This window comes from Mammaliicoccus sp. I-M35, from assembly GCF_022386455.1.
Classification (GTDB): domain Bacteria; phylum Bacillota; class Bacilli; order Staphylococcales; family Staphylococcaceae; genus Mammaliicoccus; species Mammaliicoccus sciuri_A.
Genome location: NZ_JAJNIL010000003.1, coordinates 118278 through 132553 on the forward strand (window position 1 = coordinate 118278; position 14276 = coordinate 132553).

The following is a 14276-nucleotide window of genomic DNA, read 5'->3' on the forward strand; positions in this document are numbered from 1 at the left end:
AACAAGTATACCAAAATTGTCTTGTGGTTAATATTATAGATTACGGGTAAAGATAATAAAGATAATTATTAAAAATAGAATTTGCCATATAAATGGATAAATGATATAGTGTTCAATTGTATTGGTTAAATTATGATAGAGGTGAATTAAAATGGTCGTGAAATTAACTTCCATCGATCAATTTGAAAAAGTACTCAATGATAATCCAAACGTATTTGTTATGAAACATAGCAGTACTTGTCCTATTTCAGCAAGTGCATATGATCAATTTAACAAATTCTTATATGAAAGAGATATGGATGGTTATTACTTAATTGTTCAAGAAGAAAGAGAATTGTCTGATTATATAGCTGATAAAACTGGAATCAAACATGAATCCCCACAAGCATTTTACTTTGTTAATGGTAACGCTGAATGGGATGCAGATCATGAAAATATCACAGTCGCAAGTTTATCGAAAGCAGAAGAGTAAGTGAAACATATGCAAACAGTCTGATTGGACTGTTTGTTTTTTTGTTAATTGAAGTAAAAAACAGTATAATGAATTAAGATAAAAAGCATGAGGTGAAAATTATGAGAGTATTAGTTGCGATGGATGAGTTTGATAGTATTTTATCTAGTTACCATGCAAATCGATTTGTCGAAGAAGCAATAAAGTCTCAATTTAATGAAGCAGATATAGTACAAGTCCCATTATTTAATGGTCAAAGAGAAGTTATAGATTCAGTATTATTATGGCAATCTGGCACTAAATATTCAGTGGACCATCATGACGCCTATATGAGACCAAAGTCGTCTTCATATGTAGTAACAGAGAAAGATATCATCGTTATAGAAGCGGGTAAAGTCTTAACGTCAAGTGAGGATATTATTAAACCACTTGAAACTTCATCATTTGGACTAGGAGAAGTGATTTTAGAAGCGCTGGATGAAGACAGCAAAGAGATGCTAATTTCAGTCGGTGATGTTGCGAGTTACGACGGTGGACTTGGTATGTTACAAGCATTAGGTGCTAAATTCTTTGATGCTGAAGGTAGTTTTATAGATGTTAGCAAAGGTGCTAAATGGATTAAATATATAAGAACAATTGATTTATATGATTTAGATAAAAGGTTAAAAGATAAAAATATCAAAGTCATAACAGACTTTGAATCGAAGTATTATGGTAAGAATAGTCGCATCATGAAAGAACAAGCAATCAATCAAATTGCTGTTGAAGATGCTGTCTCAATTGATAATGCTTTATGGTATATAAGTGAACTATTTAAGAGCCAACATAAAATCTTATTAGGTAAAGAAGAACGCGGTGGTGCAGGAAGTGGCTTAGCTGCCTTGTTTAATAGTCTATGGGACGCGCAACTTGTTACAGGTGGAGACGTCGTAAATGAGCTTACTTATTTAGATAAGTTGATTGAACAAGCTGACTTAATCGTTTTCGGTGAAGGTTTGAAACCTAATCAACAATTGTTAGAAACGACGTCTGTTAGAATTGCTGAACTTTGTAACAAATATCAAAAAGTCAATATTGCGATATGCGCAACAGATGAAAAGTTTGATCAATACTTAGAACAAGATGTAACAGCTATGTATAAAGTATTTAATAAAGATCAATATTCAATGAGTGATTTAGAATTAGGTATAGCTTTAAGACATTTAACTACACAATCGCTAAGATTATTAAAAGCTAATATATAAAAATAAGAGCCTGAGACACTGTAATTGTCTCAGGCTCTTATATATTGTTTTAAGACTGTTGTTCAAATTCTGATACGATACCGACTATTGTATGGACTGCTTTTTCCATAACATCAATGGAAGCATACTCGTACGGTCCGTGGAAGTTTGCGCCACCTGTAAATAAATTAGGTGTTGGTAATCCCATGAATGAGAGTTGTGAACCGTCTGTACCGCCTCTAATAGGTTCAATAATAGGTGTCATACCTAATGATTTAATGACTTTCTCAGGTATATTCACAAGTTCAGGTTGTGGCTTGATTTTTTCACCCATATTGTAATACTGATCTTTGATTGTTACAGTAATCAGTTCTTGATCATATTTATGATTTAATACTTTTGCGATATCTAATAAATGATTTTTTCTACGTTCGAACTGTGCTTTATCATGATCGCGAATAATATATTGTAGCGTTGCTTTCTCAACTGTACCTGACATGTCAGATAAGTGATAGAAGCCCTCATAGCCTTCAGTATGTTCAGGTACTTCATCACTTGGCAATTGATCATTAAATGCCATTGCTAAAGTGTTAGCGTTAACCATTACGTCTTTAGCAGAACCTGGATGAACGTTTACACCGTTAACTTCAACGACTGCAGAAGCGGCATTAAAGCTTTCGTATTGTAATTCGCCTTCTAGGCTACCATCTAAAGTATAAGCAAAATCAGCGTTAAATCGTTCAACATCAAAATGATGTGGACCTCTACCAATTTCTTCATCTGGTGTAAAGCTGAATCTAATCTTGCCGTGTTTAATTTCAGGATGTTCTAATAAGTAAATGATCGCTTCCATAATCTCAACGACACCGGCTTTATCATCAGCACCTAGTAAAGTTGTACCGTCTGTTGTCATTAATGTATGACCAATCACTTTTTCAAGTTGTGGGAAAGTTTTCGTGCTTAATACTTTGTCAGTATTACCGAGTGTAATATCTTCTCCATTATATTGCTCTACAATAACAGGATTAACATTTGATGCATGGTAATCTGGAGACGTATCAATATGTGCCAATAACCCTATAGTAGGTACATCCTTTTCTGAGTTTGACGGTAAAGTGGCCATTAAATACCCTTTATCGTCTACGTCAACTTCAAGATTTAATGCTTTAATTTCTTCTTCAAGCATACGGATTAAGTCCCATTGCTTTTCAGTAGATGGTGTACTTTCACTTGCTGCATCAGCTTGTGTATCTACTTTTACATATCTTGTTAATCGATCAATTAGACGTTGTTTCAAATTGCTCGCTCCCTTTACATCTATTTACGTTATTTATTATACGCTTTTTTGTTTCTTAGAAGCAAAAGAATGCTTTGCTCTGACATAGATTTGAAAAATGATTTCAGAACATAAAATACCAAACGCGATCGCACCAGAAATAAGTGTCGCTTGTAGTGTTGTATTAATGGCAACATCATAATTATTGATAACTAAGTTTTTAGTTGCATCATATGCTAAGCCTCCTGGAACGAGAGGGATAATACCGGCAACTATAAAGATAATCATTGGACGCTTGTAATAACGACTCATAATATGACTCATTAACGCTAAGGCAAAGCTACCATAGAATGATGCTTGTACTTTATCGATGCCAAAGTCTAACGAAATGGTATAAATCATCCAGCCCATCGCGCCAACAATACCACATGCTATTAATAGTCTCTTAGGTGCATTAAAAATGACAGAGAAAAATAACGTTGCGGTAAAACTTAACAAAATTTGATATATATAATCTAACATTTAAAGCACCTCCTTAACTAAGTAGTAATACGATTGCGACACCAGCACCAATAGCAAATGCCGTAAGTGCCGCTTCTACACCTTTAGATATACCTGCAAGCAACTGTCCTGCCATTAAGTCTCTGATTGCATTTGTAATCAAGACACCTGGTACAAGTGGCATAACAGACGCGATTGTAATTAAACTTAAATTCACGCCAATAAAGAAATTCACACTAATGGTTGCGATTGTAGCAATAATTAATGAACTAATAAATTCTGTGAAGAATTTAATTCTAATCGTGTTATGGACGAGGGACATCGTTAAATAGCCAACACCACCTGCAATGAATGAAGGGATGACTTCAGCTTGTTTACCACCAAACATTGGTAAGAAACAGGCTGATGCTATCGCTGCAGCTAATACTTTTAACCAAAATGGAAATTGTAATGAAGCATGATGTAAATGGATCAGTTCTGATTTAGCTTCATCAATCGTGAGTTCATTGTTAGCTATCTTACGTGATATTTGATTTGTTAAAGAAATTTTCTCTAAATCTGTCGTACGTTCATCTATTCTAATCAGACGTGTGTTTGTTCTGTCATTAAGCGAGAATATAATCGCAGTAGATGTTACAAAGCTATGTGTATTTTCTAAACCATAACTTGTAGCGATTCTTGCCATTGTATCTTCAACTCGATATGTTTCTGCGCCACTTTCTAAAAGTATGCGACCGGCAGTCATGACAACATCAATGATTTTATTTTCATCTATAATCGTGAAGTCTTGTATCTCTTCCATAGTAACCTCCAGTTTCGTATTGAATTTTATGTAAATAATCAAATTAAAAACAATTCAACAAAAAACATAGAATTGCTAGAGGCAATTCTATGTTCAGTTTATAACTTAATAATTGGATTGAACATTACTTTGTTTTGACCTTGTAATTTGGCTTCATGTAACATATCATCCGCATCTTTAAATACGCGACGTTTCGATTTGTTATCTTGTTCACTTAAATAGCCTACACCAATTGAAACAGATAGTTTAATTGTTTCTTTGTTAGGTAAGTGGAAAGTAGATTGTTGAACGCTATCTCTAATGCTTTCCGCTAATTTAATAGCACTATCTAATGTTTCGCCAACAAGAATAATTGAAAATTCTTCTCCGCCGTTACGAAAAGCTTTAACATCTTTAGGTAAATAGTTGATTAACAATTGCGACATTTGTTTTAAGACAGCGTCTCCAGCCTTATGAGAATACGCATCGTTCACGTCTTTAAATCCATCAATATCAATCAATAATAATGCCATAGATTGGTCTTGTTCAGTTATTTGTTCAGTCGTCTTATTTAAATAACGATCGAATTCTTTAACGTTTCCTAAACCTGTTAAGTAATCAACGGATTCTTCATTTTCATATCTTGAAATTAAATTTTTCAAGATCCAAATGTCTCTATAAACACTTGCACTAATAATACTTAGGATAAAGGAAACTGGCACAAGAAACAACCATTCATTGAGCCATGCATCAGGATTTAAAAAGATAAGTGTTATCGCAATAATCATAATGCTGATTAAATACAATAATTGAATACTCACGAAATCACTTTGTTTAAGAAAAGGACCTATCATCCCAACAACAATTGCAATAATCAGTAAATGGATATCTTCTAAAAAAGGTGTACCCATTACAAATATGTCAAATAGTACAATAACTACGGCACTTAAAACAGAATAAAATAAATTAGTAAATCTTCCTAAGAAGAGAATAGGTATAAAACTTAAAGAGAATGCATAGTCATGATACTGTATAGGATTAGATATTAATAATATTGAAACACCCGTCATTAAGATGGTGATATAATTTTGTGAAAAAGTCACAGTTCTCGTTTCGCTATATTGTATTCGATGGTATAGATAAAATGCTGCAATAGTTACAGATATATTGAATATAATTGCTTGTATCATTTAACACCATCCTTCATTTAGTAAGCCATATGATATTGTAATCTATTAGATTGCTTTTGTCACGATATAACAGGTTATTTTGTTAAAAAAGTTTCTTTTTTCACATGTTTGCGTATAAAGCTAGTTTATACGTAAAAATATTTGATTTCAAAAATGTGGTATACTATTCTTTTTATAGCATGTAGAATGAAATTTTGATATTCTAGAAGTAATGTTTTAATCAAATTCGGTGCAACTACAAAATGAAGGTGACTCAATGTTTACTTTACAACTAATATTACTAACTATGATTGTAAGTTTAATACTAACACCTTTAGTTATCGTTCTTTCTATTAAAATTGGTGCTGTTGATATGCCAAACGTTAGAAAAGTTCATACTAAACCCGTATCAGTATTAGGTGGCTCAGTCATTTTAATATCTTTTCTCATCGGTTTATGGTGGGGGAAACCAGTAGAACATGAAACAATTCCTATTATACTAGGTGCGATTGTTATCTATATTATAGGCTTAGTAGATGATTTGTATGATATGAAACCACTTGTTAAATTAGCAGGTCAAATTGCTGTATCTTTAATCGTCGTTTTTAACCACGTCACATTAGATTTTATTACATTACCATTTGGTGTAGTAATTGAATTTGGAATATTTAGTATTCCAATGACAATCTTCTGGGTTGTTGCAGTAATGAATGCAATCAACTTAATAGACGGTTTAGATGGTTTAGCTTCAGGCATATCATGTATCGCTTTAGTAACAATAGGATTTATCGCAATATTACAGCAGAACATCTTTATCATGATGATATGTAGTGTGTTAATAGGATCATTATTAGGATTCTTAGTATTTAACTCACATCCTGCTAAAATATTCTTAGGTGACAGTGGGGCATTACTATTAGGTTATATAATTGGTGTGTTATCACTATTAGGCTTTAAGAACATTACATTAATATCGCTATTCTTCCCAATGGTTATACTAGCAGTACCATTCATCGATATGTTATTTGCAGTAATACGTAGACTACATAATCGTCAATCTATCGTTCAAGCAGATAAATCGCATTTACACCATAGATTATTAGATTTAGGTTATACACATAGGCAAACCGTCATATTAATCTATATGATTGCCATATTATTCAGCATATCAAGTGTCATCCTTTATTTATCACCACCATACGGCGTATTAATGATGTTTATTATGATATTAATAACAATAGAATTAATCGTAGAATTTACAGGACTCGTAAATGTAAATTACAGACCAATATTAAATTTATTAACAAGAACAAAGTATAAAAAAGAACGCTAATGTCGATTAGCGTTCTTCTTCTTTATTATATGGAAATGGTAGTGCGATGATATCTTGTCTGTTTAATTCGTACTTACCTTGGTTGACTTCGTTTAAGAAATCTATAAATGGTTCTTCTTCTGATGCTATTACATGTATGGTGTATGTTACTTTGTCTGTATATGCAGTATCTACTAGTTGATAATCAGTTTGTTGTAACTCATGTTCGAAACGTCCTGTTTGATCATAGTCTAATGTTACTTCGAACGGTATTGCATCTAATAAAATAATTCTGCCGACTTCTTTAATAACTTGGCTGACTGCACTTCCATATGCACGAATTAATCCACCTGCGCCTAATTTAATACCACCAAAGTATCTTGTAACGACAACAACTACATTATGGAGTTGTTGTTTTTTTAATACTTCTAACATAGGCACGCCTGCTGTTCCTGATGGTTCACCATCATCATTTGCTTTTTGGATAAGCATTGTAGGACCGATAACATAGCTAGAGCAATTATGTGTTGCATCATGATGTTCCTTTTTCTTCTGTTGTATGAATGCTTTCGCTTCTTCTTCAGTTTCTGCAGGATGAATGCTCGCGATAAATCTCGATTTATTAATGACAATTTCAGTTTCATGTGCTGATTTGATTGTAATTAGTCCTTCTGCCATGTTAATACTTCTCCCTTTACATCGTAATCTGTTACGATTATTATATACTATTGAAATTAGTCGGGAAAGGATTGTATGAATTGAAGAATAAATTATTGATGTTGTGCTTAGTGTTGTCTATCGTGTTAGCTGCTTGTGGGTCAAAAGAAGAAGAAAAGCAAACGACTGACGAAGCGGACGATAGTCAAGGTGTCCTATTAGATGAAAAAGGAAATCCGAAAGATACGATTCAAGTAAATAAAGATACTGAAAAAGCTGTCAAAGAAGCTATTGAAAAAAATAGAAAGTCTTTAAATGAAGGTGATGTAGAAGCTTACATTAAAACAATTGACACAGATTCAAAACAACTAGACGTTAAAGAGGAAGAAAAAGTGTTGAAAGATACACTGAAAAGTTATAAATTTGATAAAAAAATATCCAATATTAAGTTTTTAGAACAGAAAAAAGATCAAGTGGTTGTATTCTATAATGTGGAAACAACAGCTCATCCTAAGAATGGAAGTAAAGATGAGAAAAAACATTTAACGAAGTTGTGACGCTTGTTAAAAAGGACGGCACATATAAATTTTCTAAAATGGCACAGGCAGCAATTTAGTTTATAAACTTCTTTTCAAATAACCAAGAATTAGATATGATGAGTATGGAAGAGAATCAAGGAGGATAACTTTATGAAGATTGCTGTTATAACAGATTCAACAGCATATTTAGATCAAGCATATATAGATAAATATAATATTAGAACAATTGCGCTTAATGTTATATTTAATGATGAAGTTTATAAAGAATTGTCAGAGATAAGTACAGAAGATTTCTATAAAAGAATGAGAAATGAAAAACAATTACCGACAACATCTCAACCAGCTATGGGTCAATATGTGGAATTACTTGAGAGTTTGAGAGACGAAGGATATACAGATGTGATTGCAGTTCACTTATCAAGTGGTATAAGTGGTACATACCAAACAGCTGTGACGTTAAACGATATGGTAGAAGGTATAAACGTACATGCATTTGATTCTGAAATCTCTTGTTCAGTACAAGGTTTCTATGCTTTAAAAGCAGCTCAGCTTATCGAGCAAGGTATGACAGTTATTGATAATATTCTAGAACAATTAGAGAATATGAAACAAACAACAAATGCATATTTCATAGTAGATGATTTAAATAACTTGAAAAAAGGTGGCCGCTTAAATAGTGCACAAGCATTAGTCGGTACGATGTTACAAGTGAAACCATTGTTACACTTCGTTGATACTAAAATTGTCCCTTACGATAAAGTGAGAACAAAGAAAAGAGCAATGAAACGTATTGAAGAACAATTAGCTAAAGAAGTTGAAGGTTATAAAAACTTATCTATTGTTATTATTGAAGGAAATGATAAAGAGACAGCACTTTCTTGGAAAGCGCAAGTTGAAGAACAATTCCCTGATGCACAAATTATTATGAGTTATTTTGGACCAGTAATTGGGACGCATTTAGGAGAAGGTTCATTAGGTTTAGGATTCACAACGACCGAATTAGATTTAAGTATATAATATAACTACAGCACAAAAAGCCGAGGCTTTTTGTGCTTTTTTATGGAGGTTAGTATGAAATTATACGGACGTATATGCCGAGATTTAAATGATATAACGACTGAAAAAGTTAAATATACTAAACCTGGCGTGTCTTTAGTTCAAGGTAAATATATATGTAATCAGTGTGGTAACAAAGAACAATCATTGTTTTATCAGTATTTTTGCCACCATTGCGAGCAAATTACAACCTATTGCAGATATTGTATTGCACTTGGTAAAGTTCAAAGTTGTAAAGATATTTATGTCATTGAGAGTTTGCATGAAGTATCAGAATGTCGTTATCAGTTGGATTTTGAATTAAGTGAACAGCAACAACTCGCATCCTCTAAAATTAAAGACGCTATTTTAAAGCAAGAACATTTATTACTCCATGCTGTGACAGGTGCAGGTAAGACAGAAATGATCTTTGAAGGTATATCGCAAGCTCGAAAAAATGGTATGAATGTTGCAGTTGTATCACCAAGAGTAGATGTCGTGAAAGAAGTTTATTTAAGGCTAATAAACGCATTTAAAGATGAACACATTGATTTAATGTATGAAGGACAATTCGCTCAGTTTAACAGTTCGTTTGTCGTATCGACTGTCCATCAACTTATACGCTATGACGGACATTTTAATGTGGTCATCGTTGATGAGGTAGATGCATTTCCGTTAGAAATGGATAATCAACTGATGCATACCATTCGAAAAGCTTCTTCAAAGCAATCTAGTCATATTTATTTAACTGCAACGCCTAACAAACAACTTCTTTCTATATTTAATCACAATCAAATAATTAAACTCCCCGCAAGATATCACAAACATCCATTACCAGTTCCAGAATTTCAATTTAATAACATTAAAGAAAATAAACTCAATCAGAAGTTACTTGCGTTTCTTAAATCCCAAATAGAACAAAATAGAAAGACATTTGTCTTCTTTCATAATATTGATTATATGGAACAAATATTTAAAGTGTTTCAATGCTACTTTTCAAAAATTGAATGTGTATCCAGTCATGATGAGATGAGGCACGAAAAGGTGACACGTTTAAGAAATGATGAAATAGACATTATGTTTACGACGACAATATTAGAAAGAGGCGTTACGCTAGAAAAACTAGATGTCGTCATTGTGCACACAGAAAAGTTTACAAACAGTGCCATCATTCAAATTGCAGGTCGTGTAGGTCGAAAATTATCTTGTCCAAGCGGCAAGGTATTGTGTTATCACGAAGGTATCACACGAAATATGATACAGGCGAAACGAGAAATTATTGCAATGAATAATTTAGCACGAGAGAAAGGATGGTTAATTTGAATAGGTGCATAATTTGTCAAAATCATATTAATGAAGTGATCGATTTGCTAAATCTTTTTTCAAGGCAATCTATAATATGTGAGCAATGTGCCAATCACTTAACATTTAATCATGAAACAAGACGATGCAAAAGATGCTTAAAAATAATGTCTGAAGAAGAGGAAACTTGTCTAGATTGTCAGTGGCTTTCAAATAAGTATACATTGATTAATCAACTCTATACACTGTATGACTATGATGGTCTTGTCAAAGCGCTCATACAACAATATAAGTTAAATGGGGATGTTGCACTCAATCAAGTATTTCAATTACCGCCGAAATTATTTAAGCATTATGATTACGTAATTCCGGCACCCATTCATCCTAATAAGTTAGAACAGCGAACATTCGATCATGTAACAACCGTGTTGGATAATCAAAAAATTAAATATATGCAGATTTATGAAACTGAAGAAAGGCAAAAGCAATCAGAATTAACTAAAATAAAAAGGTCATTTCAGCATAATCCATTTAAAATAAATAAAGACATAGACTTTGAAAATAAGAGAATATTACTCATAGATGATATTTATACAACAGGGTTAACAATTCACCGCTTAGCAGAACTTTTATTTATTAGAAAAATCAGAAAAATAGATGCCTTAACATTTGCAAGAGCGGTAAATAATGATAAAATATAAGTAGGAAGAAACACAAGAGAAATTGAGCGTTAAAGGAGTCGGTGTTTTATGATCAGATTTGAAATTCATGGTGAAAACATCACAGTGACTGATCCGATAAGAAATTATATTGAGGACAAAGTAAGTAAACTAGAAAGATATTTTACTAATGTCCCAGAGGCGATAGCCCACGTTAAAATCAAAACTTATCAGGATTCTAGAAGTAAAATTGAAGTAACTATTCCGTTGAAAGATGTTACTTTAAGAGCTGAAGAAAGACATGAAGATTTATATGCTGGAATCGACTTAATAACTAACAAACTCGAAAGACAAGTACGTAAGTACAAAACAAAGGTTAATAGAAAGTATCGCGATAAAGGGCGAGATAAAGATGTCTTTGCAGTAAGTCCAGATTCAGCTGCACCTGAAGAAGTTGAAGAGAATGATAGCGATAATGAAATTGAGATCATTCGTTCTAAGCAATTTGCTTTGAAACCAATGGATTCTGAAGAAGCAGTATTACAAATGAACTTACTAGGACATGATTTTTATATCTTTACTGATGCAGAAACAGATGAAACAAGCATCGTTTATAAACGTAAAGATGGTAAATATGGACTAATTGAAACTTCAATACAATAAAAATCATTTACACGAACTGGTGCAGAATTTCTGCACCAGTTTCTTTGGCTATTGATAGCTTTTCATCTACAGAGGTGGTAATCTTAAATAGTGTAAAAAGAGATATAAACGTGTTATGATATATTGTTGTAAGATTACTAGTTTTCTAGTTGAAGGAGAGAACAAAATGGGTTTTTTATCAAAAATAGCTGATGGTAACAAACGAGTTGTTAAATCACTCGGAAAATTAGCAGATCAAGTCATCAATTTAGAAGATGAAATTGCTAAATTAACAGATGATCAATTAAGAGAGAAGACAGAACAATTCAAAAAAGAATTGTCAGAAATAGAAGATTATAAAAAGCAAGAAAAATATTTAGACAAAATACTACCTGAAGCATATGCAATCGTAAGAGAAGCATCTACAAGGGTATTTAATATGACACCATTTAAAGTACAAATTATGGGGGGTATTGCCATTCATCGTGGTGATATTTCAGAAATGAAAACTGGTGAAGGTAAAACATTAACAGCAACAATGCCAGTTTATTTAAATGCGCTAACAGGTAGAGGCGTTCATGTTGTTACAGTCAATGAATATCTATCAAGTTCACAAAGTGAAGAAATGGCGCAATTATATAATTTCTTAGGTTTATCAGTTGGACTTAATTTGAATTCAATGGATACGAATCAAAAGCGTGAAGCATATGCAGCAGATATCACGTATAGTACAAATAATGAACTTGGATTTGATTATTTAAGAGACAACATGGTTACGTATAAAAAAGACCGTGTTATGAGACCTCTTAACTTTGCCATCATTGATGAGGTTGACTCAATTTTAATTGATGAAGCGAGAACGCCACTTATCATTTCAGGCGAAGCAGAAAAATCAACAACGTTATATACACAAGCTAATGTATTTGTAAAAATGCTTAAAGGTGAAGATGATTTTAGTTATGATGAAAAAACTAAAGCTATCACTTTAACAGAACAAGGTATTGATAAAGCTGAACGCATGTTCAAAATTGAGAACTTGTTTGACGTGAAACATGTTAACTTAATGCATCATATTAATATTGCATTAAAAGCAAATAGAACAATGTTTAAAGATAAAGATTATGTTGTTGATGATGGTGAAATTATGATTGTCGACCAATTTACAGGTCGTACAATGCCAGGTCGAAGATTCTCTGACGGCTTGCATCAAGCAATTGAAGCAAAAGAAGGTCTAGAGATTCAAAATGAATCTAAAACGATGGCATCTATCACGTTCCAAAACTTCTTTAGAATGTACAATAAATTATCAGGTATGACTGGTACAGCTAAGACAGAAGAAGAAGAGTTCAGAAATATTTACAATATGACTGTTACGCAAATTCCAACAAATAGACCGATACAACGTATAGACGAAGCGGATTTAATTTTTGCATCTCAAAAAGGTAAGTTTGATGCGGTTGTTAAAGATGTGATTGAGCTTCATAAGACAGGTCAACCAGTATTATTAGGTACAGTTGCCGTTGAAACAAGTGAATATATTTCACAACTATTAAAGAAAAAAGGCGTTAGACATAACGTGTTGAATGCGAAAAACCATGAACGTGAAGCGGAAATCATTTTAAATGCAGGTCAAAAAGGTGCAGTAACCATTGCAACTAACATGGCCGGTCGTGGTACGGATATTAAACTTGGAGAAGGCGTTGTTGAACTTGGTGGTTTAGCTGTAATTGGTACAGAACGTCACGAGTCAAGACGTATTGATGACCAATTAAGAGGACGTTCAGGTCGTCAAGGTGACGTTGGTCGAAGTAGATTCTACTTATCATTACAAGATGAATTGATGGTTCGTTTCGGATCAGAACGTATGCAATCTTTAATGGGTAAATTAGGTATGAATGATGATACACCAATTGAATCTAAAATGGTTTCTAGAGCAGTAGAATCTGCTCAAAAACGAGTTGAAGGTAATAACTTCGATGCACGTAAACGTTTATTAGAATACGATGATGTACTAAGAAAACAACGTGAAATCATTTACGGTGAGCGTAATGATATTATTGAAAAAGACGATGTACAAGACATTGTTAAAGATATGATTAAATCATCATTAGAGCGTGGCGTGAACTATCACTTCGCAACAAACGAAGAAGAAATTGATTTTGAAGCACTCGTTCAATATATTGAAGACTCATATGTACCACAAGATGCAATTAAAGTTGATGATATTCGTGGTAGAGATTATGAAGATATCGTAGAAATTGTATTAGAAAAAATTAAAACACAATACAAAGCTCAACAAGAAGACTTTGGTGATCAAATGTCTGAATTTGAACGTATGATTGTGTTAAGAACAATAGACCGTAAATGGACTGATCACATTGATACAATGGATCAATTACGTACAGGTATCCACTTAAGATCTTATGGTCAAATCAATCCACTTAGAGAATATCAAAATGAAGGTTTGGATTTATTTGAAACAATGTTGAATGAAATAGAAGATGAAGTAAGTAAATACATTCTTAAATCAACTATTGATCGTGGTGAACAAGTTGAACGTGAACAAGTTGAAATAGGTGAAGCTAAACATGTGAGTGCGAATGATGGTAAAGAAAAAGTTAAACCAAAACCTATCGTCAAAGATGAACAAGTTGGCCGAAACGATCCATGTCCATGTGGTAGTGGTAAGAAATATAAAAACTGTCATGGTCAAGCATAAAGGAGTAATT

At 32.9% G+C, this 14276-nt stretch carries 14 protein-coding genes; 9 read left to right on the plus strand and 5 right to left on the minus strand.

Going from position 1 to position 14276, the window contains the following annotated elements; all coding sequences use genetic code 11:
• Nucleotides 1-151 precede the first annotated feature (151 nt).
• Together ytxJ and LQ679_RS04830 are read left to right on the plus strand one after the other, a co-directional pair.
• Complete coding sequence (gene ytxJ, locus LQ679_RS04825; RefSeq protein ID WP_025905425.1) at nucleotides 152-472, plus strand: bacillithiol system redox-active protein YtxJ; 321 nt, start codon at nucleotides 152-154, stop codon at nucleotides 470-472.
• Between the two features lie 101 nt (nucleotides 473-573).
• Nucleotides 574-1695 carry a glycerate kinase gene (locus LQ679_RS04830; protein ID WP_037588731.1) on the plus strand — a complete coding sequence of 374 codons (1122 nt, stop codon included), beginning with the start codon at nucleotides 574-576 and terminating at the stop codon, nucleotides 1693-1695.
• A gap of 49 nt (nucleotides 1696-1744) precedes the next feature.
• Here the strand turns inward: LQ679_RS04830 and pepT are convergent, their stop codons facing one another.
• The 4 genes from pepT to gdpS form a co-directional block, all read right to left on the minus strand.
• Nucleotides 1745-2971: a peptidase T gene (gene pepT, locus LQ679_RS04835; RefSeq protein ID WP_159315305.1), complete on the minus strand. Its 1227-nt coding sequence runs from the start codon at nucleotides 2969-2971 to the stop codon at nucleotides 1745-1747.
• Nucleotides 2972-3007: 36 nt separating this feature from the next.
• Nucleotides 3008-3472: a threonine/serine exporter family protein gene (locus LQ679_RS04840; protein ID WP_025905428.1), complete on the minus strand. Its 465-nt coding sequence runs from the start codon at nucleotides 3470-3472 to the stop codon at nucleotides 3008-3010.
• Between the two features lie 13 nt (nucleotides 3473-3485).
• Nucleotides 3486-4253: a threonine/serine exporter family protein gene (locus LQ679_RS04845; protein WP_037588735.1), complete on the minus strand. Its 768-nt coding sequence runs from the start codon at nucleotides 4251-4253 to the stop codon at nucleotides 3486-3488.
• A gap of 98 nt (nucleotides 4254-4351) precedes the next feature.
• Complete coding sequence (gene gdpS, locus LQ679_RS04850; protein ID WP_037588737.1) at nucleotides 4352-5422, minus strand: GGDEF domain-containing protein GdpS; 1071 nt, start codon at nucleotides 5420-5422, stop codon at nucleotides 4352-4354.
• Nucleotides 5423-5678: 256 nt separating this feature from the next.
• On the opposite strand from gdpS, the gene LQ679_RS04855 reads away from it, so the two are divergent.
• Nucleotides 5679-6734, plus strand: coding sequence for a glycosyltransferase family 4 protein (locus LQ679_RS04855; protein ID WP_037588739.1), 1056 nt, complete (start codon nucleotides 5679-5681; stop codon nucleotides 6732-6734).
• A gap of 6 nt (nucleotides 6735-6740) precedes the next feature.
• Here LQ679_RS04855 and LQ679_RS04860 read toward each other — a convergent pair whose 3' ends face one another.
• Complete coding sequence (locus LQ679_RS04860; protein WP_025904518.1) at nucleotides 6741-7391, minus strand: YigZ family protein; 651 nt, start codon at nucleotides 7389-7391, stop codon at nucleotides 6741-6743.
• Between the two features lie 80 nt (nucleotides 7392-7471).
• Between LQ679_RS04860 and LQ679_RS04865 the strand changes: the two genes are divergently transcribed.
• The 6 genes from LQ679_RS04865 (at nucleotide 7472) to secA (ending at nucleotide 14266) form a co-directional block, all read left to right on the plus strand.
• Complete coding sequence (locus LQ679_RS04865; protein ID WP_239762208.1) at nucleotides 7472-7927, plus strand: hypothetical protein; 456 nt, start codon at nucleotides 7472-7474, stop codon at nucleotides 7925-7927.
• A 132-nt stretch (nucleotides 7928-8059) separates the two neighbouring features.
• The gene (gene fakB1, locus LQ679_RS04870) at nucleotides 8060-8926 is read left to right on the plus strand and encodes a fatty acid kinase binding subunit FakB1 (protein ID WP_037588743.1); all 867 of its coding nucleotides are present in this window, start codon (nucleotides 8060-8062) and stop codon (nucleotides 8924-8926) included.
• 54 nt (nucleotides 8927-8980) lie between these two features.
• The gene (locus LQ679_RS04875; RefSeq protein WP_239762209.1) at nucleotides 8981-10267 is read left to right on the plus strand and encodes a DEAD/DEAH box helicase family protein; all 1287 of its coding nucleotides are present in this window, start codon (nucleotides 8981-8983) and stop codon (nucleotides 10265-10267) included.
• Nucleotides 10268-10413: 146 nt separating this feature from the next.
• Nucleotides 10414-10947 (plus strand): ComF family protein, encoded by a 534-nt coding sequence (locus tag LQ679_RS04880; RefSeq protein ID WP_204173367.1) that lies wholly within the window; start codon nucleotides 10414-10416, stop codon nucleotides 10945-10947.
• Nucleotides 10948-10995: 48 nt separating this feature from the next.
• Entirely contained in the window at nucleotides 10996-11568 is a 573-nt protein-coding gene (gene hpf / locus LQ679_RS04885) for a ribosome hibernation-promoting factor, HPF/YfiA family (RefSeq protein ID WP_037588746.1), read from the plus strand.
• Between the two features lie 166 nt (nucleotides 11569-11734).
• Complete coding sequence (secA, locus tag LQ679_RS04890; protein ID WP_037588747.1) at nucleotides 11735-14266, plus strand: preprotein translocase subunit SecA; 2532 nt, start codon at nucleotides 11735-11737, stop codon at nucleotides 14264-14266.
• Nucleotides 14267-14276 lie beyond the last annotated feature (10 nt).

What these genes read in the sequence shown, in the direction of transcription:
- ytxJ (WP_025905425.1), top strand. Translation starts at nt 152, where the DNA reads ATGGTCGTGAAATTAACTTCCATCGATCAATTTGAAAAAGTACTCAAT.
- LQ679_RS04830 (WP_037588731.1), top strand. Translation starts at nt 574, where the DNA reads ATGAGAGTATTAGTTGCGATGGATGAGTTTGATAGTATTTTATCTAGT.
- LQ679_RS04840 (WP_025905428.1), bottom strand. Translation starts at nt 3,472, where the DNA reads ATGTTAGATTATATATATCAAATTTTGTTAAGTTTTACCGCAACGTTA.
- LQ679_RS04845 (WP_037588735.1), bottom strand. Translation starts at nt 4,253, where the DNA reads ATGGAAGAGATACAAGACTTCACGATTATAGATGAAAATAAAATCATT.
- gdpS (WP_037588737.1), bottom strand. Translation starts at nt 5,422, where the DNA reads ATGATACAAGCAATTATATTCAATATATCTGTAACTATTGCAGCATTT.
- LQ679_RS04855 (WP_037588739.1), top strand. Translation starts at nt 5,679, where the DNA reads ATGTTTACTTTACAACTAATATTACTAACTATGATTGTAAGTTTAATA.
- LQ679_RS04860 (WP_025904518.1), bottom strand. Translation starts at nt 7,391, where the DNA reads ATGGCAGAAGGACTAATTACAATCAAATCAGCACATGAAACTGAAATT.
- fakB1 (WP_037588743.1), top strand. Translation starts at nt 8,060, where the DNA reads ATGAAGATTGCTGTTATAACAGATTCAACAGCATATTTAGATCAAGCA.
- LQ679_RS04875 (WP_239762209.1), top strand. Translation starts at nt 8,981, where the DNA reads ATGAAATTATACGGACGTATATGCCGAGATTTAAATGATATAACGACT.
- LQ679_RS04880 (WP_204173367.1), top strand. Translation starts at nt 10,414, where the DNA reads ATGTCTGAAGAAGAGGAAACTTGTCTAGATTGTCAGTGGCTTTCAAAT.
- hpf (WP_037588746.1), top strand. Translation starts at nt 10,996, where the DNA reads ATGATCAGATTTGAAATTCATGGTGAAAACATCACAGTGACTGATCCG.
- secA (WP_037588747.1), top strand. Translation starts at nt 11,735, where the DNA reads ATGGGTTTTTTATCAAAAATAGCTGATGGTAACAAACGAGTTGTTAAA.